Source organism: Serratia proteamaculans (assembly GCF_946227095.1).
Classification (GTDB): Bacteria; Pseudomonadota; Gammaproteobacteria; order Enterobacterales; family Enterobacteriaceae; genus Serratia; species Serratia proteamaculans_E.
This window is the reverse complement of the sequence record NZ_CAMISV010000001.1, coordinates 538,476-564,454: the sequence shown is the minus strand read 5'-3', so window position 1 is coordinate 564,454 and position 25,979 is coordinate 538,476. Positions and strand designations below refer to the sequence as shown.

The 25,979-nt window shown below is 54.8% G+C and carries 27 protein-coding genes; 7 read left to right on the top strand and 20 right to left on the bottom strand.

Going from position 1 to position 25,979, the window contains the following annotated elements; genetic code table 11:
• Positions 1–44: 44 nt before the first annotated feature.
• A complete protein-coding gene (locus OC597_RS02760) occupies positions 45–722 on the bottom strand; it encodes a fimbrial biogenesis chaperone (protein ID WP_262207337.1) in 678 nt (225 codons plus the stop codon).
• Positions 723–799: 77 nt separating this feature from the next.
• On the bottom strand, positions 800–1,315 hold the full coding sequence (locus OC597_RS02755; protein WP_262207335.1) for a fimbrial protein: 516 nt from the start codon (positions 1,313–1,315) through the stop codon (positions 800–802).
• A gap of 620 nt (positions 1,316–1,935) precedes the next feature.
• On the opposite strand from OC597_RS02755, the gene OC597_RS26625 reads away from it, so the two are divergent.
• Entirely contained in the window at positions 1,936–3,240 is a 1,305-nt protein-coding gene (locus OC597_RS26625; RefSeq protein ID WP_316044855.1) for a methyl-accepting chemotaxis protein, read from the top strand.
• Between the two features lie 44 nt (positions 3,241–3,284).
• Here OC597_RS26625 and ybiO read toward each other — a convergent pair whose 3' ends face one another.
• The 6 genes from ybiO to dps all read right to left on the bottom strand — a co-directional run bounded on the left by ybiO (position 3,285) and on the right by dps (position 9,283).
• Positions 3,285–5,489 carry a mechanosensitive channel protein gene (ybiO, locus tag OC597_RS02740; protein WP_261251991.1) on the bottom strand — a complete coding sequence of 735 codons (2,205 nt, stop codon included), beginning with the start codon at positions 5,487–5,489 and terminating at the stop codon, positions 3,285–3,287.
• Between the two features lie 154 nt (positions 5,490–5,643).
• Positions 5,644–6,366: a glutamine ABC transporter ATP-binding protein GlnQ gene (glnQ, locus tag OC597_RS02735; RefSeq protein ID WP_012005910.1), complete on the bottom strand. Its 723-nt coding sequence runs from the start codon at positions 6,364–6,366 to the stop codon at positions 5,644–5,646.
• The gene (glnP, locus tag OC597_RS02730; protein ID WP_085115856.1) at positions 6,363–7,022 is read right to left on the bottom strand and encodes a glutamine ABC transporter permease GlnP; all 660 of its coding nucleotides are present in this window, start codon (positions 7,020–7,022) and stop codon (positions 6,363–6,365) included. Before glnP ends, glnQ begins: the two co-directional genes overlap by 4 nt.
• Positions 7,023–7,127: 105 nt before the next feature.
• Complete coding sequence (gene glnH / locus OC597_RS02725; protein ID WP_085115857.1) at positions 7,128–7,871, bottom strand: glutamine ABC transporter substrate-binding protein GlnH; 744 nt, start codon at positions 7,869–7,871, stop codon at positions 7,128–7,130.
• A 482-nt stretch (positions 7,872–8,353) separates the two neighbouring features.
• On the bottom strand, positions 8,354–8,620 hold the full coding sequence (locus tag OC597_RS02720; RefSeq protein WP_099064186.1) for a DksA/TraR family C4-type zinc finger protein: 267 nt from the start codon (positions 8,618–8,620) through the stop codon (positions 8,354–8,356).
• 159 nt (positions 8,621–8,779) lie between these two features.
• Positions 8,780–9,283, bottom strand: a complete 504-nt coding sequence (gene dps / locus OC597_RS02715) for a DNA starvation/stationary phase protection protein Dps (RefSeq protein ID WP_099064045.1) — start codon at positions 9,281–9,283, stop codon at positions 8,780–8,782.
• A 363-nt stretch (positions 9,284–9,646) separates the two neighbouring features.
• Between dps and OC597_RS02710 the strand changes: the two genes are divergently transcribed.
• A complete protein-coding gene (locus tag OC597_RS02710) occupies positions 9,647–10,186 on the top strand; it encodes a P-loop NTPase family protein (RefSeq protein WP_261424589.1) in 540 nt (179 codons plus the stop codon).
• 67 nt (positions 10,187–10,253) lie between these two features.
• On the opposite strand, the gene nanQ is transcribed toward OC597_RS02710, so the two are convergent.
• Together nanQ and rhtA are read right to left on the bottom strand one after the other, a co-directional pair.
• The gene (gene nanQ, locus OC597_RS02705) at positions 10,254–10,721 is read right to left on the bottom strand and encodes an N-acetylneuraminate anomerase (RefSeq protein ID WP_261251993.1); all 468 of its coding nucleotides are present in this window, start codon (positions 10,719–10,721) and stop codon (positions 10,254–10,256) included.
• A 147-nt stretch (positions 10,722–10,868) separates the two neighbouring features.
• Positions 10,869–11,756: a threonine/homoserine exporter RhtA gene (gene rhtA / locus OC597_RS02700; protein WP_261284010.1), complete on the bottom strand. Its 888-nt coding sequence runs from the start codon at positions 11,754–11,756 to the stop codon at positions 10,869–10,871.
• Positions 11,757–12,154: 398 nt separating this feature from the next.
• On the opposite strand from rhtA, the gene ompX reads away from it, so the two are divergent.
• A complete protein-coding gene (gene ompX / locus OC597_RS02695) occupies positions 12,155–12,673 on the top strand; it encodes an outer membrane protein OmpX (protein WP_261136478.1) in 519 nt (172 codons plus the stop codon).
• A gap of 101 nt (positions 12,674–12,774) precedes the next feature.
• Here the strand turns inward: ompX and OC597_RS02690 are convergent, their stop codons facing one another.
• A complete protein-coding gene (locus OC597_RS02690) occupies positions 12,775–13,758 on the bottom strand; it encodes a nitrilase family protein (RefSeq protein WP_262207328.1) in 984 nt (327 codons plus the stop codon).
• Positions 13,759–13,851: 93 nt separating this feature from the next.
• Here OC597_RS02690 and OC597_RS02685 point away from each other — a divergent pair, with 93 nt between their 5' ends.
• The gene (locus OC597_RS02685; RefSeq protein WP_262207327.1) at positions 13,852–14,727 is read left to right on the top strand and encodes a LysR family transcriptional regulator; all 876 of its coding nucleotides are present in this window, start codon (positions 13,852–13,854) and stop codon (positions 14,725–14,727) included.
• A gap of 7 nt (positions 14,728–14,734) precedes the next feature.
• Here the strand turns inward: OC597_RS02685 and OC597_RS02680 are convergent, their stop codons facing one another.
• The 6 genes from OC597_RS02680 to ltnD all read right to left on the bottom strand — a co-directional run bounded on the left by OC597_RS02680 (position 14,735) and on the right by ltnD (position 20,379).
• A complete protein-coding gene (locus OC597_RS02680) occupies positions 14,735–15,265 on the bottom strand; it encodes a GNAT family N-acetyltransferase (protein ID WP_261462145.1) in 531 nt (176 codons plus the stop codon).
• A gap of 50 nt (positions 15,266–15,315) precedes the next feature.
• On the bottom strand, positions 15,316–16,686 hold the full coding sequence (locus tag OC597_RS02675; protein WP_099064052.1) for a GntP family transporter: 1,371 nt from the start codon (positions 16,684–16,686) through the stop codon (positions 15,316–15,318).
• Positions 16,687–16,793: 107 nt separating this feature from the next.
• Complete coding sequence (locus tag OC597_RS02670) at positions 16,794–17,570, bottom strand: HPr family phosphocarrier protein (RefSeq protein WP_261251998.1); 777 nt, start codon at positions 17,568–17,570, stop codon at positions 16,794–16,796.
• Positions 17,571–17,573: 3 nt separating this feature from the next.
• The gene (gene otnC / locus OC597_RS02665; RefSeq protein ID WP_262207324.1) at positions 17,574–18,206 is read right to left on the bottom strand and encodes a 3-oxo-tetronate 4-phosphate decarboxylase; all 633 of its coding nucleotides are present in this window, start codon (positions 18,204–18,206) and stop codon (positions 17,574–17,576) included.
• The gene (gene otnK / locus OC597_RS02660) at positions 18,203–19,465 is read right to left on the bottom strand and encodes a 3-oxo-tetronate kinase (RefSeq protein ID WP_315902331.1); all 1,263 of its coding nucleotides are present in this window, start codon (positions 19,463–19,465) and stop codon (positions 18,203–18,205) included. Before otnK ends, otnC begins: the two co-directional genes overlap by 4 nt.
• A complete protein-coding gene (ltnD, locus tag OC597_RS02655) occupies positions 19,465–20,379 on the bottom strand; it encodes an L-threonate dehydrogenase (protein ID WP_261424583.1) in 915 nt (304 codons plus the stop codon). Before ltnD ends, otnK begins: the two co-directional genes overlap by 1 nt.
• A gap of 283 nt (positions 20,380–20,662) precedes the next feature.
• On the opposite strand from ltnD, the gene ygbI reads away from it, so the two are divergent.
• Positions 20,663–21,427 (top strand): DNA-binding transcriptional repressor YgbI, encoded by a 765-nt coding sequence (ygbI, locus tag OC597_RS02650; protein ID WP_261252001.1) that lies wholly within the window; start codon positions 20,663–20,665, stop codon positions 21,425–21,427.
• Between the two features lie 40 nt (positions 21,428–21,467).
• Here ygbI and OC597_RS02645 read toward each other — a convergent pair whose 3' ends face one another.
• From OC597_RS02645 to OC597_RS02635, 3 genes are read right to left on the bottom strand one after another with little or no spacing between them, the layout of a single operon-like run.
• Positions 21,468–22,235 carry a molybdopterin-dependent oxidoreductase gene (locus OC597_RS02645; RefSeq protein ID WP_261424579.1) on the bottom strand — a complete coding sequence of 256 codons (768 nt, stop codon included), beginning with the start codon at positions 22,233–22,235 and terminating at the stop codon, positions 21,468–21,470.
• On the bottom strand, positions 22,228–22,833 hold the full coding sequence (locus OC597_RS02640; RefSeq protein WP_207975795.1) for a cytochrome b/b6 domain-containing protein: 606 nt from the start codon (positions 22,831–22,833) through the stop codon (positions 22,228–22,230). The genes OC597_RS02645 and OC597_RS02640 overlap by 8 nt, the downstream gene beginning before the upstream one ends.
• Positions 22,834–22,847: 14 nt before the next feature.
• The gene (locus tag OC597_RS02635; protein WP_099064060.1) at positions 22,848–23,474 is read right to left on the bottom strand and encodes a hypothetical protein; all 627 of its coding nucleotides are present in this window, start codon (positions 23,472–23,474) and stop codon (positions 22,848–22,850) included.
• Between the two features lie 140 nt (positions 23,475–23,614).
• Here OC597_RS02635 and OC597_RS02630 point away from each other — a divergent pair, with 140 nt between their 5' ends.
• Entirely contained in the window at positions 23,615–24,286 is a 672-nt protein-coding gene (locus OC597_RS02630) for a heavy metal response regulator transcription factor (protein WP_085115875.1), read from the top strand.
• Positions 24,283–25,707: a heavy metal sensor histidine kinase gene (locus OC597_RS02625; protein ID WP_262207319.1), complete on the top strand. Its 1,425-nt coding sequence runs from the start codon at positions 24,283–24,285 to the stop codon at positions 25,705–25,707. The genes OC597_RS02630 and OC597_RS02625 overlap by 4 nt, the downstream gene beginning before the upstream one ends.
• Positions 25,708–25,979: the final 272 nt, after the last annotated feature.

The window sequence follows — 25,979 nt, the reverse complement described above, 5'->3', positions numbered from 1 at the left end:
ATTGCCCGTTCGGGCATCCATTCGCAGTATGAAAGCAGGAGGGGCTATAGTTGGCTTTTTGCTACTGCGGAAATGTCACCGAAATCGGTAATGGCTTGCCAGCTCACGCTATTTACCGAGGCGCTGGTCAGTGGCCAGGATGCATTAGACATTGGTGCCACCATGCCCGTATCTTTAATCTCATTGCTACCAATCTTCACGCTATAAAAGGAAACATAATAAGGCGTTGGATTGTTAACGTTAAGTTGGTTACCTTGCCGACTGAATTTTAAATGCTTATAAGCCTCGGCTGAATTACCCTGAATACCCGCTGGGCGGAAGAACAGCTTGATGCGAGATTTGATCGACACCTGCAATTGGTTTTCTTCCGACTTTAGTGTTCCTGGTGTTGATTTGACATCCAGCCAAAAAACAGACTCTCTGTCTTTAGGAAGGTCGGTGCCCATATAGACAATGCGCAAGTTGGTCTCTTGGCCAGGATCCAATTTAAAAATCGGTGGCGTGATGACAAAGGTTTTTGCTTGTTGACCATGGTTGGCATTTTCAACCCAGGATTGAAGCATATAGGGTGTGTCTTTCTCTGGATTTTTTACCGATAATGTTTCCTCTTTACTGGCGTCATGATAAATAACTCTTGTTGCGCCGACGATAACACCTGCATGCGCAGCCGTGAATGTTGCCAATAAACTCACGGCAATCAGTGATGCTCCAAATAGTTTCATGGTGATCTCTTCCGAATTAATTACAGTAGATGGTCATAAAGTGGCGATTGATAATCGCCACTATTAATTTAATATGATCAGTTGTAGTTAACAGTAAAGCTGGTGCTTACGTTTGCATCACCACCGGTTACTGTTGCCGCTGTTGCCATATATTTTGCCGTAAAGTTATATACGGTTGCAGTGTTTTCACTTAAGGCCTTTTCAGCTGATATTGTATTTGGCGTTATTAGGGTGTTGCCATCAGCTTCATAAAGCGCAAGGCCAATACCTGTTGCTGCCGTACCTGTCGCTGCAGAGACTTTAAATAGCTGATTATTATCGGCGTCCGGTGTACCTGCGAATGTAATGGTGGCGGTTTTTGCCGCAGCAGGGCAGGCGCTTAATGTTACACTCACCGGTTTTGCCAGGCTGGTAGCCCCGACAGTACCCAATGCGGCTTTACTGATAGCACCCATTTGAACCGTAGAGGCCGCAGCCGTTGCAGTACAGGCCGTTTCCAGCACTGAGCCTTCAAAGTTAATGGTACCATCGTAGGCATTAGCTGCAGAAATGACGCTTGAGAACAGAGCTAAAGCAAGTAAAGTTTTTTTCATGAAATTTTCCTATCCCGATTAATTACGAATTGTTTAATTGCCTACGAATATAAGCAAAAGTTAATTCACAACCCATTCCCCCGGTTGTTGATATAAATAGTATAATTATTAGTCATTGCTTTATAGCTCTCTGATTCTGATTAGCACATAGGACAAATCCTATGCGTGATTTATACTGTTAACTTTTTAATAAGTTCTTCAGGAGAAGAAAACCAACCCAAAAGCCGGTTTGCAACGCTGTCACCGTGCCAATGCTTGTCGGTTGAATGAGGCCGGTAGTCGGCTGCTATCCCATGTGGCTCATCAAACCAGGTTAAGTCATCTGGCGTCGGTTATTTGACCAACACCAATAATATTTCGCATTTTTCTTTCAATTTCTTTAACTTGCGTTATTCTCAGTGTGGTTATTCAATAATAAAAATCCTGATTAAATTATTTATTCAAAAAACAATAGTTACCTTACTAAATTGATAGATTTAACCCGGTTATTACTGTAATCCGGAGAATAAGGCCTGCCTGCTTCTCCGGGGGATGCACGCCTGCGTGTGGGCGCAGCGTGCATAAAAATAAAATGAGAAGCCTTTGTTCGCTAAATCATCTGCCAGAAGGATCCTTACTCTATGCTGTTACGATTCAGTCAGTTAAATACCCACAGCCGCGTGGAATTGAACGCGATAGAAAATGCCGTTGCCATGATTGTATTTAAACCCGATGGCACCGTGCTGCGCGCCAATGATTTATTTCTACAAACTATGGGATTCCTGCGCCAGGAAGTGATCGGTCAACACCACCGTATTTTCTGCGACTCGCAATATGCCGAGAGTGCGACCTACCGCAAGCACTGGGATATGTTAAATCAGGGTAAGCCGATTACCGACAATATCAAACGCCTTCGCAAAGACGGTGAAGTCGTATGGCTGCAGGGCACCTATACCCCGGTTTTGAACAAGCAGGGGCGGGTGGTGGAGATCGTCAAGATCGCCAGCGTGGTGACGGAACGTATTATCCAGGCGCAGGAACATCAGAGTTTATTGGCCGCGTTAAATCGATCCATGGCGATGATCACTTTCAACGCACAGGGAAAGATCCTCGATGCTAATGACAATATGTTGAACTTAATGGGTTATCGGCTGGAGGAAGCGCGCGGGCAGTCGCATGCAGTGCTTTGCCCGCCTGAGTTTGCCGCCTCTGACGATTACCGTCAGCACTGGCAACGTTTGGCGCGCGGCGAGTTTATCACCGGGCGCTTTGAACGTGTAAACCGTCGCGGGGAACGGGTCTGGCTGGAGGCCAGCTATAACCCGATCCTCGATGAGGAAGGGCGACTGGTGAAAGTGGTTAAAATCGCCCAGGACATTACCCGGCTGATGATCCAGCAACAGCACGAGGAAGAGATGGTACGTAACGCACACCATCTTTCTCTGGATACCGACCGGACCGCTGCGCAAGGGGCGGTGATCGTACAGCAGGCAGTGGCGGGCATGCAGCAGGTGGAAGCGGCGGCGCGCGATACTTCGGCGGTGGTCAGCGAACTGGGCAACGGTTCACAACAGATAGGCACCATGGTGGAGGCGATCCGTAAAATTGCCGCCCAGACCAATCTGCTGGCAATCAACGCCTCTATTGAGGCGGCACATGCGGGGGAGCACGGGCGTGGGTTTGCCGTAGTCGCTAACGAAGTACGTACTCTGGCAGAGCAGTCGCGCCAGGCAGCGACTGAAATTGAGCGCATCACCAAAGACATTCAACAGGGTGTGGCGGCGGCGATCGCCGGGATGGCGGTGTGCGTGGAGCATGCGGGCGGCGGCGTTACCCTGACGCACGATGCCGGGGAAGTGATCAATCAGGTGAATGTTGGCATGCAGGATGTGGTGAAGCTGATGCAGACGTTTACCTCGGTAAAACAAGGTGGGGCATTACACTAGGGTCGATGACGCTAACCCCTGCCGGGGCTAGCGTCTGTTTCTACTTACGTCGGCTGCTCTGAGCCCGGAGCATAAGAAAGCTGCATGGCCTGCTGCGGCATGGTGATACCGGCCTGGTCAAAATGCATTTTCACCAGACGGTCGAGCGCATACTGCACCACCCATTGTTTCAACGCCTGAGTACGCACGGTCACCCGGGTAGTGAAGGAACGGTCACCCAGTGCCACCACGCCATTGAATACCGGTTCACCCACCAGGAAGTGCTTCACCTGCTCGTCCTGTTTCAACGCGTCTACCGCCTGATGCAGTACCTCATGAACATGATCAATGTCTTCATCACGACTCACGCTGTAGTTGGCGCGGTATACGCCAAATTCGCGGGCATAGTTGGCCAGCGTGGTGATCGAAGAGAAGGGGACGATGTGATACACGCCGTAGTCGTCCCGCAGGCCGATCGAACGGATGGTCATGCGTTCCACCGTGCCGGTAATGCCGCTGACGGTGACATACTCGCCGGTATTCATGCCGTTCTCGAACTGGATAAAGACGCCGGTGATCACGTCTTTCACCAGCGTTTGCGCACCAAAGCTGATGGCCAGGCCCAGTGCCCCGGCCCCGGCCAGCAGGGGCGCAATATTAATCCCCACCTGTGACAGCACAATCATGATGGTAATGGTACTGATCACGATGGCCAGCACGTTGCGAAACAGCGTCAATAATGTGCGTTCACGCGCACTCGGGCGGATGCCGTTGCTCAGTTCCAACGCCAGGCGGTGTTCGATAATGCTGGCCATTAGCGTCCAGCTGAAGACGGCGACCACCATAATCAGCAGGATATGTACCAGCCCGCCAATGATTTTTTCGCCGTTCTCGCTGCCGGCCCACTGATACAGATTGATCAGGTGCCAGGCGTCAAACAACAGCAGTGTTACCGCCAGCACCACCATCACCCGCAGTATCTTTAAGCCATTGGGGATATAGGAGTTAATGCGCCGTTCCAGCATCGGGTAGCGCCGGTTGACGTCATCCGGCAGTGAAATGCGGCGAAAAATCCAGCGGGTCAGCATGCCGGAGAGCAATGCGCCGACACCGATGGCTACCAGACTTTTCACCGTTGCGGTCATCATAAAGCGCAGGCTGTTACCGATATCAAACTGTGACAGCGCAAATAACACCAGGAAATAAGCGATTGCCAGCAGGTGCCAGACATGGCCCAGCCCACGCAGAATGATGCTGAAGAACGCCATGGATCGTTCGGCCAGCAGGTTAATCTGTTGTTGTATTGGTTTACGGTTGCGCAGGATCAGCGCCACTGCGTACAGCGTCAGCGCCAACATGATCACCAGATTAGCGGCCGCGGCGGCCGGGTAGCTGATTTGTGTCGCGACCACCGGCACCACCACCATCAGGCCGTAGCCAATCAGGCCGCTTAGCCAGGCGAGGCGTTTATTCCAGTAGTGGGCGCTGGCATCGCTAAATGCAAAGGGACGCAGATAATCAAAGTCAGGCGAAAAAATCAGTCTCAGCACGGCTTTGAAAAATTCGATAACCGCAAAGGCGCTGAGAAACAGAGTTTGCAAGCGCAGGATGGTCGTGCTGTCGGCATTAACATGGCGGGCAAACAGGTTACCCGCAGCCAGTGCGAGTAACAGTACCAGCAGATCGACGGCGAAGGCCGCGAGGATTGCCGTGGGCAGCTTGTACCACGGCCCCTGCTGCAGTTTGGCGTTGTGGCCCCAACTGCCCATCCGCTTGTACAGCGGGCGGATCAGCCGCCGGATCAGATGGAACAGGGCAAAGGTGACCGCGACCGTCAGCAGAAAATAACCCAAGGCTCGGAAAAAACTGTCGGGATTAAAGGTGCGTTTTGGCCCGGAGTCGATCAGCTTTTGCAGCGAGTTTAACCGCTGGTTTACCGTGCTGATGCCTCCCTGCGCCAAACTGCTCAGGTTGTCGCTCAGCGACTCGGGCGTTTCTGACGCGGTGGGTTTCGTCTGGGTTTTGGGCGATTCATCTGCCGCCTGTCTGAGGTGGTCGATCAGCGCTGCGCGGGCCTTGTCGTCCTGCAGAATATCAGCCAGTGCGGTGTAGGAAGCCTTTTGCTGCTCGGTCTGGTCGCTGGGCGCGGTATTTTGCGTGGGTTGCGCCAGCGCCAATGGGGAAGCGACGCAGATGAACAGCAGCAGTAGCAGGGGGAACCAACGTTCTCGCAGATGAGAACCGAATCGGGAGCATGCGGTTGCGGGCATTTATCCTCTCTTGGGGCTCTGTAAATCGGCGGATTGAATACAAATGTTAATAAAAACAAGCAATATAGTAAGAAATGATACGAGGCGGGGAGTGGGAACGCGTGCTAAATAAAAACGGCGGGCGCAGAGTACGCCCGCCGTTGAACAGGATAAATCAGGAAACGTGCTGCAGGAACTCTTTCAAGCGTGGGCTTGGCGGGTTGTTGATCAACTCATGTGGATTGCCGTCTTCCGCAATCCGTCCCTTATCAATAAAGATCAGACGTGACGCCACTTTTTCGGCAAAGCCGACTTCGTGGGTGACAATCACCATGGTCATGCCTTCTTCCGCCAGATCCTGCATCACCTTCAACACTTCATGGCGCAGTTCCGGGTCAAGCGCGGAGGTCGGTTCATCGAACAGCATCATTTTCGGCTTCACCGCCAGCGCACGGGCGATGGCCACGCGTTGTTGCTGGCCGCCGGAAAGCTCTGAAGGATAGTGGTGCGCACGCTCAGCCAGGCCCACTTTGGCCAGCAGGTCACGTGCCAGCTTTTCCGCATCCGACTTTTTCAGTCCACGCACGCGAATGGGGCCAAAGGCGACGTTTTCCAGCGCGGTCAGGTGTGGGAACAGGTAGAACTGTTGGAACACCATGCCGGCTTCCTGACGGATCAGCCGATCGTCAACCTTGGGATCGTTAGCTTTCAGCCCGTCGACGATCAGATCGCCGCTGGTGATCTCTTCCAGCTTGTTGATACAGCGCAGCAGCGTGGATTTGCCGGAACCGGAAGGCCCGATAATCACTACCACTTCACCCTGATTAATTTTCAGGTCGATATTGTGCAGCACCTGGGTTTGCCCAAAATGCTTGGAGACGTTTTTAAATTCAATCACAGGATTTTCATCCTTCTTTCCAGACGACGCAGCACGAAGCTCAGCACCAGGGTAATAATCAGATAAATAACCGCCACGGCGCTCCAGATTTCCAGCGCGCGGAAGTTACCGGCAATAATCTCCTGGCCCTGACGGGTCAGTTCCGCCACGCCGATCACGATAAACAGCGAGGTGTCTTTAATGCTGATGATCCACTGGTTACCCAGCGGCGGCAGCATGCGGCGCAGCGCCAGCGGCATAATCACATAGCGGATGGTTTCACGGCGCGACAGGCCCAATGCCAGGCCCGCTTCACGGAAGCCGCTATGAATCGACAGCACGGCGCCACGGGTAATTTCCGCAATATAGGCACCGGAGTTGATCATAATGGTGACCACCGCTGCGCTGAACGGGTCAATGCGTAAATCGTTGAACGCCATCGGCAGGGCGAAGTAGATAAACATCACCTGTACCACGATCGGCGTGCCGCGGATAACTTCAATGAATACCAGAGCCACGTGGTTGGCAATCCAACCGCCGTAGGTACGGGCAAAGCCGGCCACCAGGCCAATGAACAGGCCACCAATCAGACCGAGGACCGAAATCCACAGGGTCATTTTGGCGCCTTCTAACAGGATGGGGATGGCGGGCCAGATGGCGCTCCAGTCGAACTGCATGGTGTTTTCTCCCGGTGATCCCAAACGTGGGAATCAGATACAACAAAGCGCAGGGGCTAAGACACCACCCCTGTGCTCAAGTGAATCAGTGACTGACTTCATCCGTTATTTAGGTTCGGTACCGAACCATTTTTTGTAGATTTCGTTGTAGGTGCCGTTGTCGCGCAGCGTTTTCAGCGCGCCATTGACCTTCACGCGCAGCTCGTCACTGCCTTTAGGGAAGGCGATGCCGTATTGCTGGGCTTCCAGTGATTCACCGACGGTTTTGAACTTGCCGGCGCCGGCAGTTTTGATGAAGTACAAGATATTTGGCGTGTCGTGCAGCACTGCGTCAGCGCGCTTGGTGCCCAGTTCCATATAGGCGTTATCGATGTTCGGGAACTGACGCAGGTCTTTGGTTTTGATGTGTTGTTTGGCGTAATCAACGGAACCGGTGCCGCTCTTCACTGCCACCACTTTACCGTTCAGATCGTCAATGCCTTTGATGCTGTTGTCGTTGGCATTCACCATCACCAGCAGACCGCTTTTGTAGTAGCCGTCGGAGAACTCGATGGCTTTTTTACGTTCTTCGGTAATGGTGATACCGGCCAGCGCCAGATCGATGTTTTTGGTTTGCAGTGCCGGGATGATACCGCTGAAGTCCATAGGTTTCAGGGTGTAATCCAGTTTCAGTTCTTTGGCGATAGCGGCCCACAGGTCGATATCGAAGCCGACATATTTATCGCCTTGCTTGAACTCAAAAGGAACGAATGCGGTGTCGGTGGCAACGACCAGTTTGTCTGCTGCGTGGGAGCTTACGGCGAAGGCCAGCGAAAGTGCGGCCAGGGAGACTTTAAAAATTGACTTCATGAGAGGAATTTCCTGTACAGGTTGCGGATTACCCATTTTTTATATTGCAGTTGGTGCCATGAAAAAATCGTGCCATGTTTTCAACTACTATAAAAACAAAGAGTTATGCTGTGATGTTGTGTTTGAAGATCGAATTATTATTTTTATGCACTTTATTGGGGCCCCAAAATAGTGCCTTGAGTGACCTGTTGGTGCAGTCGTCTATCATTAACCAAATAATGGTGCTGAAACAACCGATAGTTAACCATTTCGCTTCAATACTGATAACTAACTCTAACTTTTGTGCAGCAAGGGTGTTGCACCTGGTGCAGGAATGTTCAGTTTAGGAGGTGCTTGATGAAAAAGTTGTCTTTGAGTCCGAGATACCCGGGCCTAGCGCACCGAGGGGCGCTCCGGCAGCTAAAGCTGCTACGACCCCTTCGGCACGCTCTCCCTAATAACGAGCTTTGTCACCTTCTGGGAGGTGCCTGGGACCTATCAGGTTATCGCAGTTGGCTATCTTTGCTGCCGCGGCGGTTATATAAGCTGCTTGCCGCCTGTTTTTTATCCAGCTCGGTTTGGCAGGCCAGACAATAGCGTACGCCTTGCAGCGCTTGCCGACGCGCCAAAGGAATTTCTTCCCCGCACTCCTGACAATAATGCTCACTTTCGCCGTGGCCCAGCGCCTGTCTGGCACGCTGTACGGCATCATCCACGGTGGAATCGATTTGATCCTGCACGGCACCTTCTGCCGCCCATCCGCTTGCCATGGTCACCTCACTTTTGTGGCACCGTCTGCCGTCTGATTTATCTACTATGGGCGGTTTTTTGAGCAATTCAAGCCGTGCAAAAAGAAAAACAGGCTGGGGCAAAGCCCGCAGCCTGTTCAATCCCGCGATGCGGGCCGTTTGGGTTACTTTTAGTGGGGTTTATTCGATGTTGGATTCGATAAACCACAGGAATTTGTCCAGATCGCGGGATGCCGCGGTGAACATATCCGCCGTATCTTCATCTTCCACTTCAGTGATGGCTTTGCGAATGTCATTGGCCACCGCACCGTAACGATCGGCCAGCGCTTTCAGGTGTTCCTGCACGCTGTGGATATTGGTCGGATAGCTTTTCAGCGGGGTTTTATCGTTCACCACCTGCACGGTGCCCAAGGCGACGCCGCCCAACTGCACGATGCGCTCGGCAAAAGTATCCTGATGATCGATGATCGCGGTACGGAACCCGTCCAGCATCTCATGAACGGCAATAAAGTTGGCGCCACGCATGTTCCAGTGGGCCTGTTTGGTGATCAGTGACAGGTCGATAAACTGGATAACCTGGCGGTTCAGTGCCTTGATGGCGTCCAGCTTGGTTTTTTCGTCCATGTCATTGCGGGTGTAAAGCAGCTCAGAAGATTTCGTTTTCACCAGTTTAGCGGTACTCATATCAGATCTCCTCTTGTTGTGGCGTTGTCCTATTTTTGGTTCGGGAGTCATTATAGCAATGACAGGGATTTCTGCAGGACGAAAATGGCTATTGGATAAATAGGGAGTGACGAATTGAAAATGTGATTTAACAGGTGTAGAGTGGTTTGGTTAAATTTAACTGTTTGAATTTTAATTTAATTTTTTATTTCATTTTTTAATGTTTTATAAACCGATTTTATTATCATCCTTATTATTGTTTCAATCGGATGAAGCTGCACTTTAAATTTAAAGGTCAACTGCAGAAATGGCCGTTAATTCAGATTGATAGGCCAATGTCATCTCCGCTAAGATATTCTGCCCTTATTTCAGAACCCGATGCCAATGAAAATCAACGTCGTTGGAACCAGTGGCAGTGGCAAAAGCACCCTGGCACGCCAGTTGGCGCAAGCACTTGCGCTGCCCCATATTGAGTTGGACCCGTTGTTTTGGCGGTCAGACTGGCAAGGCACACCCGATGATGTGTTCCTGGCGCGAGTCGCAGAGGTCTTGGCCGAGGCAGAAAGCGGCTGGGTGCTTGATGGCAACTATAGCCGAACCAAAGCGGTCAAGTGGAATGGCGTCGATTGGGTGGTGTGGGTGGATTATGGTTTCTGTCGTACGCTGTTTCAGGCAGTGCGTCGAGCTACTACACGTGCATGGTCCGGTACCGAGTTGTGGGCGGGCACCGGCAATCGTGAAAGTTTCCGTCGTTCTTTTTTCAGCCGCAATTCAATTGTGCTGTGGACCCTCAAGACCTACCGTAAAAACCGGGTCGGTTACCTGGCTGACATGAGTGATCCCCGCTATCAGCATATCCGTTTTATCCGGCTGCGCTCGCCTGGGCAGGCCGAGGTGTTTATTCGCGATTTGTCCCGGCATTAAAGCACTGTGAATTTTCACTGATCAAAGCGGGTCACGGGAAAGCCGGCCATCTCGACCGGCTGGCCGTTTACAGCAACAGGGTGTAATGCACTTTCATCACCGCTATTTTAATCAGCATCGGTGCGTTCAACTGACAACCGATTTGATGCGGCTCATGAGGGAAAAATATGGCGTACATGCCGGGAAACATCGCCAGCGTCTGGCGATGGCGGTTGATATTCAACAGTTGCAGATCTTGAACTTCGTCATAGGGCAATTCACTTTGCCAGTCACCCGGCATGCCGTAATCAATACGTTCTTCACCGCTGATTAACAGATGGATATTGGCATATTCCTGATGCAGCTCTGCGCGCTGGGTTTCCGCCAACCCGGTGGTTAGCGTCATCACGTCCATAAAGATCTTTTCACCGTCGATCTCATGCCGCCCCAGTGCCAGCTCAGGCAGATCGTATTGACGAAGGGTGGTGAGAGTTTCGATCAGTATCGGTGACAGCCCACGGCCATAGCGTGGGTTAAACAGAGTGTTATAAATCACTTTAATTCTCCATGTGGTGAACCCTGCCGGGCTCGGTTCCATAAAAACGTGGGGGCTTACTGCGCGGAAAAGTATGCCTGTTTGCCAGTATGAAAACAGTTAACCCGCCTGCATTCCGCTTTTGGCAAATGCAGGCGTCGTCGATCCTCAGGACAGGTTTTCGATTTGCGGTTTTGGCTTGATGGTCAGGGTGGCGCCCATGGAGGCCGCGATGATCGCTGCCAGTGCCAGCCATTGCACCGTGGTCAGGTGTTCATTTAGGAACAACATGCCGGAAAGCGCCGCCAGCGCCGGCTCCAGGCTCATCAGGGTACCGAAGGTACGCGCCGGAATTTTCGGCAGAGCGATAATTTCCAATGAGTAGGGCAGTGCGGTAGACAAAATGGCCACCGCCAGTGCGACGGGCAGGATATCAATATTCAGCAGTGCGCTACCGGCTTGCCAGGCACCAATCGGGCAGAACACCACGGCGGCGATCAGCGAACCGACCGCCACGGTGCCAGGGCCGTGGTCACCACCGGCTTTTTGGCCGCAAATAATATAGACCGCCCAACAGGCACCGGCACCCAGTGCGCAGGCCGCACCAAAGGGATCGATGCTGCCCATGTCATGGCCCAACGGCAGCAGGAACCACAAGCCGGCGATCGCTAGTGCGACCCACAAGAAGTCGATTGGGCGGCGTGACGAGAACATGGCGACCGCCAGTGGCCCGGTGAACTCCAGCGCGACGGCGATGCCCAGCGGCAGGGTACGTAAAGAAAGATAGAACAGGTAATTCATCGCGCCCAGCGCCAGGCCGTAGATAAACAGCGGCAAACGGCTGCCGGCGGCGAAACGCATGCGCCACGGGCGGAATATAACAAACAGGATCAGCGTACCGATACTCAGGCGCAGCGTGGTGATGCCTTCAGCGCCGACCAGCGGGAACAGGCTTTTGGCCAGTGAGGCACCGGTCTGGATCGACACCATGGCAATAATTAATAAACAGATAGGCACCAGCGTGGAGGACGCTTTAGTGGTTGCAGACGAGGACATCCTTTAGAGCCTTTTATGCGTTTCCCATAACCTGGGAAGACTGTCGTTTTTTGGATGACGGCAGTGTAAATGAAATGAGGTAAATGTGTCTGAGAAAAGCTTATGCGGTGGAGAAAAGTGCCAGCTTCCGGACGGCCAGCTGGTTTTTATGCTCAAAAAATGCGCTTTTTTTAAGAATCATCTGGATATTAAATAGGTGATTGTTGTCACAGAAACGCGTAGAATACGGCTCGAAAATAGAGCGAAAAGAAGAAGATACACTGTTCTTGAAATCTAATGTTACACGATATAAAGCATTAGACACTCATTTTAAGGCAGAGTTTCACGCTAATTTTTGCTATATTTTCAAAGCATGAACAAATGGATTTACTTAAAAATATAACGCGTTTGAGGTGGTTATGAAAAAAATTGCATGTCTTTCCGCAGTAGCAGCCTGTGTATTAGCAGTAACCGCAGGTACCGCATTCGCTGGCCAGAGCACCGTTTCTGCTGGTTATGCGCAGGGTGATCTCCAAGGCGTTGCTAACAAAGCCGACGGTTTCAACCTGAAGTACCGTTACGAGTTCGACAACAACCCACTGGGTGTGATCGGTTCCTTTACCCACGTGGAAAAGAACGGTTCTGAGAACGGTTACTACGGTAAAGCTCAGTACAACTCTATCACTGCCGGTCCAGCTTACCGCTTCAATGACTGGGCAAGCATCTACGGTGTGATCGGTGTTGGCTACGGCAAAAACATCGACAATGCTCAGAACGGTTCCGACCGTAACGGCAGCAGCGACTACGGCTTCACCTACGGTGCTGGCCTGCAGTTCAACCCAATCCAGGACGTTGCTCTGGATGTTGGTTACGAGCAGAGCCGTATCCGCAGCGTTGACGTTGGTATCTGGAGCGTTGGCGTAGGCTACCGTTTCTAAGATTTCTCCATGCCTACGGGTGTGAGCATGTGGCGCAGTTAGCCGCATCAGATAAAAATCCGCCCTCGGGCGGATTTTTTTTGCTCGTTATTCGGCATCGATCACTTGCCCAACCTTTGCCCCGGCTCTGATGAAAAGCGTGCGCTGCGGGCATCTCGTTCGTAGCCCTGTAGCTGAGTAAGAATACCGTACAGCGCCGGTCGACGGCCGTGGATCCAGCGGCGTCCGGTGCTGAGTGGGATCAGCGACAGGTCAAGTTCGGCCGTGACCATCTGATTTTCTGCCGCCCAGGTTTCCGCCAGAATACGGCCGTAAGGATCGAGGATCATCGCATTGCCGGTACGCACTTCGTCGTCGTCACGCCCCACGCCGTTGCTGAATAAAACGAACAAACCATTGTCATGCGCGCGTGCCGGTAGCCAGCGCAGCAGCCAGCCGCGGCCATGTTCGCCACGAAACGCCGCCTCAATCGCCGCCGGGTTTTCCTGCCGACGTTGCCAGATTTCCAGTGGGATCGGCTTCATGCCGTGTGGGCTACGTGAATGCGTTCCCCCCGTTTGATGTGGTGCCAGCAGCACCTCAGCCCCCAGCAGTGCGGTTGCCCGTACGTTTTCCACCAGGTTATTGTCCCAACAGATTAATACTCCCATCCGCACACCCCATGGGGTATCAAACACGGTGAAACTGTCACCGCTGGCTATCGCCGGGTGCTCAAAGGCATGCAGTTTACGGTGCACGTGAAGTTTGCCGTCGGGCAGGCAAACGGTGTAGGCATTGTAATATTTTCCGTCTTCACCCTGTTCAATCAGCCCGACACCGATCGCCATGTTATAGCGCTCCGCCAGCGGACGAATACGCGCCAGTGAAGGGCTGGTGGCTATTGGTTCCGCCAGTGCGCAAATTTCGCCGGCGCTGAGGTGTCGCACGTGCCAATAGCCGGTAATGCACATCTCCGGGAAGGTCAGCACTTGGATCTGTTCAGCGGCAGCGCGGGCAATAAAGCCCTCAATCACCGACAGGTTATAGTTTTTATCGTTGGCGCGATGCTGGAACTGCACCGTTGCGGCGCGCAGAGAGCTTGTCATAGGGTCACCTTTGGCTGTTGTCTGGCGTTGATTACAGCAAAGCTATTGATTACTGTATAATCAATTAAATTCCTTATTTGATAACTAAACGGAATGGATATTCGACAACTACGCGCCTTTGTGGTGCTCGCGGAACAGGGCAATTATCGCCTGGCAGCGGAGCAGCTGTGCATTACCCAGCCAGCGCTGAGCAAACAGATCCAGGCGCTGGAAGCGTTGCTTGGTGCCCGGTTGTTTAACCGTGGCCGCCAGGGGGCACAGCTCACTGCCAGCGGGCAGCGACTTTATCCCGAAGCCCAGATGCTGGTTGGCCAGCACCTGCAGTTTCAACAGCGCGCCTTGCAGATCGTGCAAGGGGAAGCAGGGCGGTTGGCGATGGGCTTCGGGCTGTCCAGTTTTCACCTGGCGCCGCAGCTGGTTGCTGCCTTCCGCCAACGTTTTCCTGAGGTTGCCGTGGGGCTGGAGGATTTGCCTTCGGAGCGGCAGTATCAGCTGTTATTGCAAGGCGAGTTACAGGTAGGGTTCGTGCGGCTACCGGTCAGTACGCCGCTGCGGGCTGCCGCACTGCTGAGCGATCGCTTGGTGTTGGCTGCCCCCGCCGCGTTGGCGCTGAAGGCGGAAACGATCATCGGGCAATTCAATACTCTGCCGCTGCTGCAGTTGACGCCGAAACGCGGACGCGGTCTGAGCGAACAGTCGCTGCGCTTTATTGCTGCCCATCAACTGACGCCCAATGTGGTGCAACAGGCCGGGGATATCCAGACGCTGTTGGCGCTGGTCGCCGCCGGCATTGGCGTGGCCCTGTTGCCGCACAGCGTCACGCATATTGCCCCGGCGGGTATCGATATTCTGCCGCTGAGCGGCGAACAGACTGAATGGCAAGTCGGGATTGCCTGGAACCCGCAGCGGGCTGATGCACTGCGAGATAATTTTATCCAGGTTGCGCTGGCCACGACGTCGGTGAACTAACCCCGGCTTACAGCGGACAGTGCATCACCAAAATGGGGCTCTGGTGGTACTCGCTGCGGTGGCTTTCGCTAAAACCGACCCTCTTCGCCAGCGCCACTGAAGGCTGGTTTTCCGGTGAAATAATGCAGACTGTCTTATCGCCCGGTAAATGCTCTTTCCCCCAGGCCAGAGCCGCCCGCAGCGCTTCGGTGGCATAGCCTTTACCCTGCGCCGATGTTACCAGCGTCCAGCCCATCTCTGGAGCGTCGAGCGCCGGGGTGATATGCCGTTGGAAGTCGGAAAAGCCGATGCCGCCGAGGTAAGCGCCGCTGACTTTATCGCGCACCGCCCAATAGCCATACCCTAACAGCGCCCAGTGACCTACGTAACGCATCAGGCGGCCCCATGAGTCTTCCCTGTCTCTCGGCGTGCCACCGATATAGCGCACCACTTCAGGGTCGGCCCACATGGCGGCCAATGAATCAAAATCGTCCAGCGTGTGCGCATCCAGGCGTAAACGTTCGGTGAGCAACTGCGGGGCAGTGGTGATAAGGGTCATTATTTTTTCCTGCACAGAGCCAAAAGGGTCTGTGCAGTATGCCAGAGAAATTACACCGCCAGCCACAGCAACCAGGTGAACAGGAAGCCACTGAGGCCGAGGATAGTGGTCAGCACCGTCCAGGTTTTCAGGCCATCAGCCACTGAAAGACCGAGGTATTTGGTGACGATCCAGAAGCCGGAATCATTTACGTGCGACAGCCCCAGTCCGCCAAAGCAGGTGGCGAGGGTGACCAGCACCAGTTGCAGATGATTCAGTCCACTGACCGCTTCCGACAATAATCCGCCGGTCGTCAGGATCGCCACGGTGGCAGACCCTTGTGAGGCACGCAGGGCCAGTGAGATGATAAACGCCGCCGGGATCAACGGCAGGCCGATGGTGGTCAGCACGTCCGCCAGTGCCTTGCCCACGCCGGATTCCACCAACACTTTGCCGAACACCCCACCGGCACCGGTCACTAGGATCACCACGGCGGCCGTGGGCAGCGCGCCGCCCATCACGTCGCTGGTGTGTTGCAGGCTCCAGCCACGACGAATCGCCAGGAAATAGAACGCCAACAGCAGGGCGATCATCAGTGCTACCGCTGGGGAACCGATCAACGATAGCGTGTCACGCAGCGCTGAGCCTGGCTCAAGCAAGGTGGCGGAAACGGTGCCCAGCATGATAATCGCGATCGGAATGACGATCAGTGCGGCCACCAGCCAGGCACCCGGCGGGTTAATGCGATCGCTTAACGGCGCTTTGCCTTCCGGGGCCGGTTCTGGCGCTGCCAACTGCAACTGCTCCAGCACTTCAATCGATAACGGGTAAGCCTTACGGTTCAGCCATTTAGCTGTGAAGTAGCCGATAACGCCGACCGGAATACAGATCGCCAGGCCGATAATGGTCAGCCAGCCAATGTCGGCGTTCAGTAACCCGGCTGCGGCCACCGGGCCAGGGTGCGGCGGCAGTGCGACGTGTACCGTCAACATCACACCGGCCATCGGCAGGCCAAACTTCAGTGGCGAAACTTTGGCCACTTTGGCAAAGCCATAAATGATCGGCGCCAGGATGATAAAGCCGACGTCGAAGAACACTGGAATGCCGAGAATAAACGCGGCGATGGTCAGCGCGGCCACGGTACGTTTTGGCCCTAACGCCTTGCTGAAGCGCTGGGCCAGCGACTCGGCACCGCCGGAATGCTCGATCATTCTGCCGAGCATGGCGCCCAGACCGATGATAATGGTCACCGAGCCCAGCACGCCGCCCATCCCGGCGGTCATCACTTTCATCACTTCACCGGTCGGAATGCCACTGGCCAGCGCCACCAGCAGGCTGACCACCAGCAAGGCGACAAACGGCTGGATCTTGGCCTTGATCACCATCAGCAGGAGCAGCACTACACCTAATACGGCAATCATCAAAAGCATAGAAGTCGACATGGGATAGCCTTTAATCGGGTAAGAGTCAGGCACCGCGATCGCCGGTTGGCGATACGGGTGCGTTTAATTTTTATGTTGTTGCTGTGCAGGTTGGGTTGGTTAGCCCATTACAGGTAAGGCCTTATCCAACCCAGTCCGGCGCGGGTATCGCCCCGGGGTTTGTACTCGCAGCCAATCCAGCCTGTATAACCGAGGCGGTCCAGTTGGGCGAACAGCCAGGGATAATTCAGTTCGCCGTCGTCCGGTTCATGGCGCTCCGGTACCGAGGCGATCTGAATATGGGCGTAGCGCCCGGCCAGCGCGGTCATCAGGCCGCTGATATTGCCGTCGACCAGCTGTGCATGGAAAAAATCGAACTGGATAAAGACGTTCGGACGATCGATGGCCTCGACCAGTTTTGCTGCCTGATGCTGGCTGGAGAACAGATAGTTGGGTTTTACCTGCGGGCTGAGCGCTTCGATCAGCACCTTGATGCCGTGTTTGGCGAAGCTGTCGGCGGCGTAGCGGATATTGCTGATAAAGGTATCGCGGTAGCGCTGCCCGTCTTCGCCGGGCGGCACCACACCGGCCATGACGTGTACGCTGGGGCAGTTCAGCGCGATAGCGTAAGCCAGCGCGCGGTCGATATCGGCCCGTGCGGCCTGTTCACGGCCAGGCACTGCCGTCAGCCCCCATTCACCGGCATCGGCGTTACCGGGCGCGGTATTGAACAGCACCTGTTGCAGGCCGTTATGGCGCAACTTTTCAGCCAACAGCTCGGCCGGATAGTCATAGGGGAACAGGAACTCCACCGCGCTAAACCCTTCGGCGGCCGCGGCCTCGAACCGTTCCAGGAACGGCAGTTCGGTAAACATCATCGATAAATTGGCAGCAAATTTAGGCATGATTCAGCTCCGTAGCTCGGCAATCTCATTATCGGTCAAATAACGAATGGGGCGCTCGCCGAGGGTGAAAATCAGCTTCGCCGCGTCTTCCATCTCTTCAGTGTTATCCGCCGCCGCTCGCAGATCCTTACCCGTGACCACCGGGCCGTGATTGGCCAGTAAGAAAGCGCGGTGGGTCGGTGCCAGCTTGGCCAGATCCTCCGCCAACCGCAGGTCGCCGGGCCGGTAGTAAGGCACTACCGGTACCTTGCCGACCCGCATCACCACATAAGGGGTGAAGGGCTTGATGGCGTTCTTCACATCCAATCCTTGCAGGCAGGACAGGGCGGTGAGGTAGGTACAGTGCAGGTGCACTACGGCTTTGCACTCCGGATTATTCAGATACAGCGCCCGGTGGAAGCTGATCTCTTTTGATGGCTTATCCCCGGACAACCATTCGCCGCTCAGGCTGACCTTCGACAGCCGATCGGCCTGCAGTTCACCCAGGCAGGAACCGGTTGGCGTTGCCAGCAATGTGCCGTCCGCCAGCAGCAAGGAAAGGTTACCGGCCGAACCGGTGGCGTAGCCGCGCTGGAAGAACGAGGCCCCCAGACGCACCATTTCTTCACGCGCCTGCTGTTCAGTGGGCAGTGTCATAGGGGGAACTCCGTTTGTGCCCGGGCGAAAAAGTTCTCATCGCCAAAATTGCCCGATTTGAGGGCCAGTGAAATCGGTTGATCGATGGCGCGCACCCAGGGCACACCGGGAGAAATGCAGGGACCAATGTGGAAACCGCCAATGCCCAGTGCCTGCGTGACTACGCCAGAGGTTTCGCCACCGGCAACGATAAAACGATTGAACCCCTGCTGCCGAAGCTGTTCAACCACCCCGGCAAACAGCGATTCTACCGCCTGGCTGGCAGCGGCCATGCCGTATTGCTGTTGCACCTGTTGCAGTGTTTTCGGCTCGGCGGTGGCGTACAGCAACGGAGCCAGTGGGCCGTTAGCCTGCTGTTGCACCCAGTCGGTCAGCTCGGTGACGTAGGCCGCGCGGTCATCGTCGTTAAGGCAACGGGCCACGTCGATAGCTCTGGCAGCCGCTTGCTGACGGTAACGTGCCACCTGTTGATTGGTCATGATGGAACAGGAGCCGGACAACACCACCGCCTTTTCCCCCTGTGGGGCCCCGGCTGCCTGTGGGCTGACTTGCCCCGGCTGTGCCCATTGACGAGCCAGGCCGATCGCCAGGCCGGAGCCTCCGGTCACCAGTTTCATATTTTTCAGCGCTTCACCCTGGGTCAGCAAATGCTGTTCATTCAGCGTGTCTAGCACGGCGTAACGTATGCCCTGCTGCGCCAACTGCCGCAGTTTTTCCGTCACCGTTATGGCGCCGCGATCCATTTCTGCTGCCGTCACCAGCCCGCAGCGTCCCTGAGCCTGCGCTTCCATCAGTCGCAGCAGGTTACTGTCAGTCATCGGTGTCACCGGGTGGTGGCGCATTCCAGATTCCGACAGCAACTGATCCAACACGAACAGATAGCCCTGATACACGGTGCGGCCGTTGACCGGCAGTGCCGGAGAGATCACCGTTTGGCTTTCGCCCAATGCATCAAGTAGCGCATCGGTCACCGGGCCGATATTGCCCTGCGCGGTGCTGTCGAAGGTCGAACAATATTTAAAGTAAAATTGCCGACAGCCCTGGCGTTGCAGCCAAGCCAGCGCCTGCAACGACTGCTCAACCGCCTGTGCTGCCGGGCAGGAGCGCGACTTCAGGCTGATGACCACCGCCTGAGCTTCGAGCGGCAGCTCTTCCTGCGGCACGCCGTTCAACTGTACCGTCGACAGACCGTTTTCCACCAAAAAGCTGGCAATGTCGGTGGCCCCGGTAAAATCATCTGCAATAACGCCGAGCAGCATTATGCGTTCTCCTTCTTTTGCGGCAGGTCGATACCGGCGAAGATCTTGATCACCGCGCTGTCGTCCTCTTTACCGAAACCGGCGTTGCTGGCGGCGGTAAACATATTGAAAGCGGTAGCAGCCAGCGGCAGCGGGAAATGCAGTGCTTTGGCAGTATCCGCGACCAGCCCCAGATCCTTCACGAAGATATCAACCGCCGATTTAGGCGCATAGTCCCCGTCGACCACGTGACGCATGCGGTTCTCGAACATCCATGAGTTACCGGCGGCGTGGGTGACCACATCGTACATTACGTCCAGTGGGATACCGGCGCGGGCGGCCAGCGCCATGGCCTCGGCCCCGGCGGCGATATGCACCCCGGCCAGCAATTGGTGGATGATTTTCACCGTGGCCCCCAGGCCAATTTCTTCGCCAATGCGATAGACCTTACCGGCAATGGCATCCAGTACCGGCTGCAACTGGCGGAAAGTGGATTCAGCGCCGGAGGCCATCACCGTCATCTGCCCTTCTGCGGCCTTGGCGGCGCCACCGGAAACCGGGGCGTCCAACATGTTCAACCCCAGCGCCAGTAACTGTTGTTCGATCTGTTTGGCATCGGCGGCGGAAATGGTGGAAGACACCATCACCGGCGTATTCGGTTTCAGCTTTGCTGCCAGGCCGTTGTCACCAAACAGGATCTGTTTCACCTGTGTGGCGTTGACCACCAGCAGTAACAAGGCATCGAGTTCGGCTGCGAAGTCGTCTGCGTGGGTGGCCGCTTGTTTTGCTCCGGCCTGTTGCAAGGTGGCCAGTGCCTGCGGATTAAGATCGACCCCGTAGGTGGTCAGTCCGGCATTAATGCACGACTTCGCTGCTCCCATTCCCATCGAACCTAGTCCTACGATGCAAACTGCAAAATCCCCTGGCTGTGTCATGCGGCACCTCGTGTTAATTTTAGTGATAATTTGTTTTATTGTGTTAAATGTAAGCGCTTGTCTGGTTGAAGTCAGCGATCGGCATCACAATTATTAACAGTTATTGTTTCAGGCTCACATCAGATAAAAGAGCTGATAATGGACTTATCTCACTGTTTTAAAGCTATTTAAAATAATGTATTGATACCATGACCCACCTCACGGCCTGAATGAAGAGGACTGTTATCGAACGAAAATTGACGTAAAATCACAATTATTATCACTGCGGTAAAGAGAGGGAACCGTGATACCTGTAGAACGCCATCAGCAAATATTAGCGCTGGTATCAGAACGTGGGGTGGTCAGCATTGCTGAATTGACCGAACGGCTGGGGGTGTCGCACATGACTATCCGCCGCGATCTGCAAAAGCTCGAAGAGCAGGGGGCGGTACTGGCGGTGTCGGGCGGCGTGCAGTCGGCAGAACGGGTGGCGATTGAACCTTCTCATCAGGATAAGGAAGGGATGTACAGCCAGCAGAAAGCGGCCATCGGCCAGTTGGCGGCCCGGCAGATCCCTCCTGACAGCTGTGTCTATCTGGATGCGGGTACCACTACGCTGGCGCTGGCCAAGCACATTAGCGATCGCGAAGACCTGACTGTGGTCACCAATGATTTCGTGATTGCCGGTTACCTGATTGAACACAGCCAGTGCAAAATCATTCACACCGGCGGTACCGTCTGCCGTGAGAATCGTTCATGCGTGGGTGAAGCCGCAGCGCAGGCGTTGCGTGGGTTGTTTATCGATCTGGCATTTATTTCCGCTTCGTCATGGGGCATGCGCGGGTTGTCTACGCCAAACGAAGACAAGGTGATGGTGAAGAAAGCCATTGTTGACGCCAGCCGCCGCTGCATCTTGCTCAGCGACACCTCTAAATACGGCAAAATCGCCACCTATCTGGCGCTGCCGATAACGGTATTTGACGCGATTATTACCGATGACAATCTGCCCGCCGCCGCGCGCGAGGCGATTTCGCAGGCAGATATCACACTGATGACGACCGGGGAATGAGAGGCTAAAACAGAAAACCCCCAGATGGGGGCGCAAAAAACTAAATGCCGCTGAACCAGTTATAACCCTGGTCTTCCCAATAGCCGCCGGGGTTGGTATCGCTGACAAAAATGGCGGCGATATGTTTGGCATTCTTGAACCCCAGCTTGGTCGGCACCCGTAGCCGCAGTGGGTAGCCGTAATCCGCCGGCAGCGCCTTGCCGCCGAAATCCAGCGCCAGAATCGTCTGTGGATGCAGCGCGGTGGCCATATCGATGCTGGAGTAATAGCGGTCCGCACATTTGAAACCGACATAGCGGGCATTCAGATCTGCCCCGACATGCTGCAGGAAGTTGCGCAGCGGCACGCCACCCCACTGGCCGATGGCGCTCCAGCCTTCGATACAGATCAAGCGGGTTATCTGGCTTTCCTGCGGCAGACGTTGCAGCTGTTCCAGCGTCCAGGACGCCTTTTTTTCAACTTTGCCGGAGACTTCCAACCGATAGCTGGCGAGATCCACTTCCGGCACGTTGTACTCGGGGTAAAACGCATTGAACGGGAACGGATGGGTGATCTGCTCCGGGCGATAGGTCTGTGCCAGCTTTTGACCGTTGAACAGCCAGGCCTGCACCCGATCGTTCCAGCGCGACATGGCCCACAGTACTTTATCCACCTGATCCCCGTCCTGCAGGTTACAGCCGCTCAGCATGGCGATACCGCCCAGCGTCAGGCCGGATCGCAGCATCAGGCGGCGTTGTAAATTGACCAGCTGTTTCTTTTGCGCCGGCTCCAGCGTCGGTGCCACAGGGCGCTGTTTTCTGTCATTCATGTTTGCCACCCGTAATCATTGCCCATAGCGTGCGCGGTACGATAATCACCATCAGCAGGTGGATAACCACAAACAAACCAATGCCTGACATAGCGAAAAAATGAACGTAACGCGCGGTGTCAAAGCCGCCGAACAGGCTCACCAGCCCTTGCAGTTGCACCGGCTTCCAGATCGCCAGCCCGGAGAGCACCAACAGCAGGCCCAGAGCCAGCACGCCGAGGTACATCAGCTTTTGAATGGCGTTATAGCGGCCGTGCTGATGTTTTAGCCGCAGCGTGAGCGCCTGCCAGATATCTCGTCCTAAGCTGCCTGCAGTGAGCGGCAGCAGATCGCGTCGGAAATGGCCGCTGAACAGACTCCACAGCAGATAGCACAGTGCATTGCCTGCCAGTAGCCACATTACTGCCAGATGCCAACCAATCGCGCCGCCCAACCAACCGCCGAGCGTAACCTGCGGCGGAAAGCGAAAGCCGAACAGCGGTGAGGCGTTATAGATTTCCCAGCCGCTCATAAACATACAAACCATGGCGAACAGGTTAATCCAATGGGTGATACGGACCGGCCAGCGATGCACCGGCCGTGGCGCGTTGGTTTTCATCACGAACTCCCGAATTACATTGGCGGAACGGTGCCGTTTTTACCGGCAGAAATGCGGGTGGCTACGCGTTCGCCCTTGTCGTCAGTCGCGGAGAACAACACGATGTGCACGCCAGGTTTCAGCAGGCTGCGGTCGCCGGGATCGAGCGTGACGATCGGCACATCTTCGGGCACGTTAACGGTTTTCTGCTGGTTACCGTAGGTCACGGTCAGGGTACGGCCGTTGGATTTAACCAGTTTGCCGACGGTGCCGTTGGTCATGGTATCCACCTTGCCGTCGGCAGATTCCCAGGCCGAATGGCCTTCACCGGTACCGCGCAGGCTGGCGGCAAACACGTGGACTTCCAGTGCCTTCAGGCTGCCGTCCGCTTGCGGTACCGCGGCGGTGCCGATAAAGCTGTCCGGTTTGATGTCATCCAGCGTGCCTTTTGAAACGCTCAGCACCTTGGTCTGGTCGTTGAGTTTTACGCTGATCTTTTCCCCTTTTCGGTCAGTGACCTGCAGGCTGCTGTCGGTCACCTGATCGATAGTGCCGCGCAGGGGAGCAATCACTTTTCCTGGCGTTTGAGCCGCAGCGGCGGCTCCGCTGCACAGCATCAGGGTGGACAGCAGTAAACCGGCAAAACGATGACGGGTAATCATAATGTTCTCCTTTGTTTAGGTTGCCGGTTAAGCATGGTTGAACAATAGGGACAGCACCATGTCCGTTTAATGACATTAATGTCATCAAGCATGTCCGCCGAAACTGCTAGTATTTCCGCAGGTGTAATGAGGTGGCAACAATGCGGATATTGGTAGTTGAAGACGACATCAGCACGGGTGATTACCTGAAGAAAGGGCTGGGGGAAGCCGGGTACAGCGTCGATTTGGCACGTAACGGCACCGACGGTCTGTTCCTGGCGCTGGAGCATGGCTACGATGCCATCGTGCTCGACGTGATGCTGCCGGGGTTGGACGGTTGGCAGATCATTGAGGTACTGCGCAAGAAAAGTGACGTGCCTATTTTGTTTCTGACCGCCCGTGACGGGGTGCAGGATCGTATTCATGGGCTGGAACTGGGGGCCGATGATTATCTGATTAAACCGTTTTCCTTCACCGAACTGGTGTTGCGACTGCGCACGTTGTTGCGGCGTGGCACGGTGCGTGAGGCCGACCACTATGCGATTGCCGATCTACAGCTCGACGTCCTGCGACGCAAAGCGGTACGGCAGGAACAGGTGATCTCGCTGACCAACAAAGAATTCATGTTGTTACATCTGTTGGTTCGTCGGGAAGGGGAGGTCTTGTCTCGCACCATGATCGCCTCGCAGGTCTGGGACATGAACTTTGACAGCGATACCAACGTGGTGGATGTGGCGATCAAGCGGCTACGCGCCAAGATTGACCGACCCTTTGACGTCAAGCTGATCCACAGCGTGCGCGGTATTGGCTACGTTTGCGAGCCACGTTCATGAAGGCCATGGCCGAACGCTGGCGTGCATTGTCGCTGACGCTGCGCAGCGCCATGCTGTTTGCGTTGGTGGCGGCACTGGTGGTCAGCGGAGCGGGATGGTACCTGTACGGAGCCATGCGTCAGGAGATGACCATCCGCAGCGATTTGCAGGTCACCGGCCGTGTGGAATATTTCCGCCATTTATTGAGCCAGCGTTTTCCGCTCGACCGGCTGACGGCGAACACCGGCCTGTTCGAAAATATGCTGGGCAATGAACAGGATATCCTTATTTTTCAGCAACTGGGTCAAAAGCCGTTAATCAACGTTAACCCGTCCCGGCTGACCCTGCCGCCAATGACCCCGACGCCGGTGGGCACACCGCAGCGGTTGACTGCGGTACAGGGTGGGCTGACGGAGCAAGGCGTGCCCTTGCGTGCCGTATCGGCGTTGGTCAGGCTACAGGACGGCAACCTGCTGCAGATTTCGGCGGCCCACGTGATGGTCAATGAACAGAAGATGCTGGCGCGTTATCTTTGGCGAATTGTGGCCGCGGTGGTGGTGGCGTTTGTCCTGATTGCCTTGCTGGGGTATTGGGTGATGCGTCGTGGGCTGCAGCCGTTATGGCGCATGGCGGCGCAGGCGGCGGTGATCACGCCGAATACGCTGTCGACTCGCCTGAGTGAGCAGGGCGCGCCGAAGGAGCTACAGCAACTGACTCATTCGTTTAATGCCATGCTCGATCGTCTGAACGATGGCTACCAGCGTCTGACGCAGTTTTCCGCCGATCTGGCGCATGAGATCCGCACTCCGGTGGGCGCGCTAATGGGGCAATGCCAGGTGGCACTCTATCAGTCGCGCAGCGTGGAGGAGTATGAAACCCTGCTGTCGAATAATATGGAGGAACTGGAGCGCATTTCGCGCATGGTGGAAAACATTCTGTTCCTGGCGCGTGCGGGAGAAGGGCAAGCCGTGCTGAACGCCAGCCGGCTTGATGTGGCGCAAGAGCTGCAGCGAGTGGCGGACTATTTCGAAGGTCTGGCAGAAGAGCGTGGCATGACACTGGTTTGCCAGGGGGAAGGGCAACTGTTGGCGGATGCGATGCTGTTCCAGCGTGCATTGAGCAATTTGGTTGCTAATGCGGTGCGTTACGCCGATGAAAATAGCCAGATACGGTTGCAGGTGCTTAGCCGGCCGACGGGGGAGACGGTGATACAGGTGGTTAATCAGGGACCTCCGATTGCCCCGGCGCATCTGGACAAGCTGTTCGACCGTTTTTACCGGGTTGACGCCGCCCGTAGTGCCGGCAGTCATGCCAGCGGTCTGGGGTTGGCGATCGTCCGTGCGATCATGACGCTGCATGGTGGTGTGAGTCGTGCCCAGTGTTCCGCAGAGAATAATGCTGCCCGGATCACCTTTAGCCTGATTTTTCCCGCTGGGGATTAATTTAATTTCGCTGTTTGAGACTATTATTTACGTCGATAATATAGTGACATAGGGTATTATTGACGAAAATGTTATTCGTAACATTTTACTTTCATTTCCCCCGCTATTGCCCCTGAAACCCTCGAAAAAAGTGATTAATCCTGCCGATAATTACGTCAATTTTACGCTTTACCCTTTGATTTTTGGTTAAAAATAAAGCTGTTAAAGTTTATGCAATATTATTTTTTCATTAAAAATGCTTGCAATAAATGAACGGAAAGGATTTTTATCTT

Bases quoted from the DNA above. Each gene is read 5' to 3' on its own strand.
- OC597_RS02690 (WP_262207328.1), bottom strand. From the start codon at position 13,758: ATGACAAGCTCTCTGCGCGCCGCAACGGTGCAGTTCCAGCATCGCGCC.
- dps (WP_099064045.1), bottom strand. From the start codon at position 9,283: ATGAGTACCGCTAAACTGGTGAAAACGAAATCTTCTGAGCTGCTTTAC.
- OC597_RS26625 (WP_316044855.1), top strand. From the start codon at position 1,936: ATGCTGTTACGATTCAGTCAGTTAAATACCCACAGCCGCGTGGAATTG.
- OC597_RS02670 (WP_261251998.1), bottom strand. From the start codon at position 17,570: ATGCCTAAATTTGCTGCCAATTTATCGATGATGTTTACCGAACTGCCG.
- OC597_RS02760 (WP_262207337.1), bottom strand. From the start codon at position 722: ATGAAACTATTTGGAGCATCACTGATTGCCGTGAGTTTATTGGCAACA.
- OC597_RS02635 (WP_099064060.1), bottom strand. From the start codon at position 23,474: ATGATTACCCGTCATCGTTTTGCCGGTTTACTGCTGTCCACCCTGATG.
- OC597_RS02640 (WP_207975795.1), bottom strand. From the start codon at position 22,833: ATGAAAACCAACGCGCCACGGCCGGTGCATCGCTGGCCGGTCCGTATC.
- OC597_RS02645 (WP_261424579.1), bottom strand. From the start codon at position 22,235: ATGAATGACAGAAAACAGCGCCCTGTGGCACCGACGCTGGAGCCGGCG.
- ltnD (WP_261424583.1), bottom strand. From the start codon at position 20,379: ATGACACAGCCAGGGGATTTTGCAGTTTGCATCGTAGGACTAGGTTCG.
- OC597_RS02630 (WP_085115875.1), top strand. From the start codon at position 23,615: ATGCGGATATTGGTAGTTGAAGACGACATCAGCACGGGTGATTACCTG.
- rhtA (WP_261284010.1), bottom strand. From the start codon at position 11,756: ATGTCCTCGTCTGCAACCACTAAAGCGTCCTCCACGCTGGTGCCTATC.
- OC597_RS02680 (WP_261462145.1), bottom strand. From the start codon at position 15,265: ATGACCCTTATCACCACTGCCCCGCAGTTGCTCACCGAACGTTTACGC.
- glnP (WP_085115856.1), bottom strand. From the start codon at position 7,022: ATGCAGTTCGACTGGAGCGCCATCTGGCCCGCCATCCCCATCCTGTTA.
- glnH (WP_085115857.1), bottom strand. From the start codon at position 7,871: ATGAAGTCAATTTTTAAAGTCTCCCTGGCCGCACTTTCGCTGGCCTTC.
- otnC (WP_262207324.1), bottom strand. From the start codon at position 18,206: ATGACACTGCCCACTGAACAGCAGGCGCGTGAAGAAATGGTGCGTCTG.
- ybiO (WP_261251991.1), bottom strand. From the start codon at position 5,489: ATGCCCGCAACCGCATGCTCCCGATTCGGTTCTCATCTGCGAGAACGT.
- OC597_RS02625 (WP_262207319.1), top strand. From the start codon at position 24,283: ATGAAGGCCATGGCCGAACGCTGGCGTGCATTGTCGCTGACGCTGCGC.
- OC597_RS02755 (WP_262207335.1), bottom strand. From the start codon at position 1,315: ATGAAAAAAACTTTACTTGCTTTAGCTCTGTTCTCAAGCGTCATTTCT.
- OC597_RS02675 (WP_099064052.1), bottom strand. From the start codon at position 16,686: ATGTCGACTTCTATGCTTTTGATGATTGCCGTATTAGGTGTAGTGCTG.
- otnK (WP_315902331.1), bottom strand. From the start codon at position 19,465: ATGCTGCTCGGCGTTATTGCAGATGATTTTACCGGGGCCACCGACATT.
- OC597_RS02720 (WP_099064186.1), bottom strand. From the start codon at position 8,620: ATGGCAAGCGGATGGGCGGCAGAAGGTGCCGTGCAGGATCAAATCGAT.
- ompX (WP_261136478.1), top strand. From the start codon at position 12,155: ATGAAAAAAATTGCATGTCTTTCCGCAGTAGCAGCCTGTGTATTAGCA.
- OC597_RS02685 (WP_262207327.1), top strand. From the start codon at position 13,852: ATGGATATTCGACAACTACGCGCCTTTGTGGTGCTCGCGGAACAGGGC.
- OC597_RS02710 (WP_261424589.1), top strand. From the start codon at position 9,647: ATGAAAATCAACGTCGTTGGAACCAGTGGCAGTGGCAAAAGCACCCTG.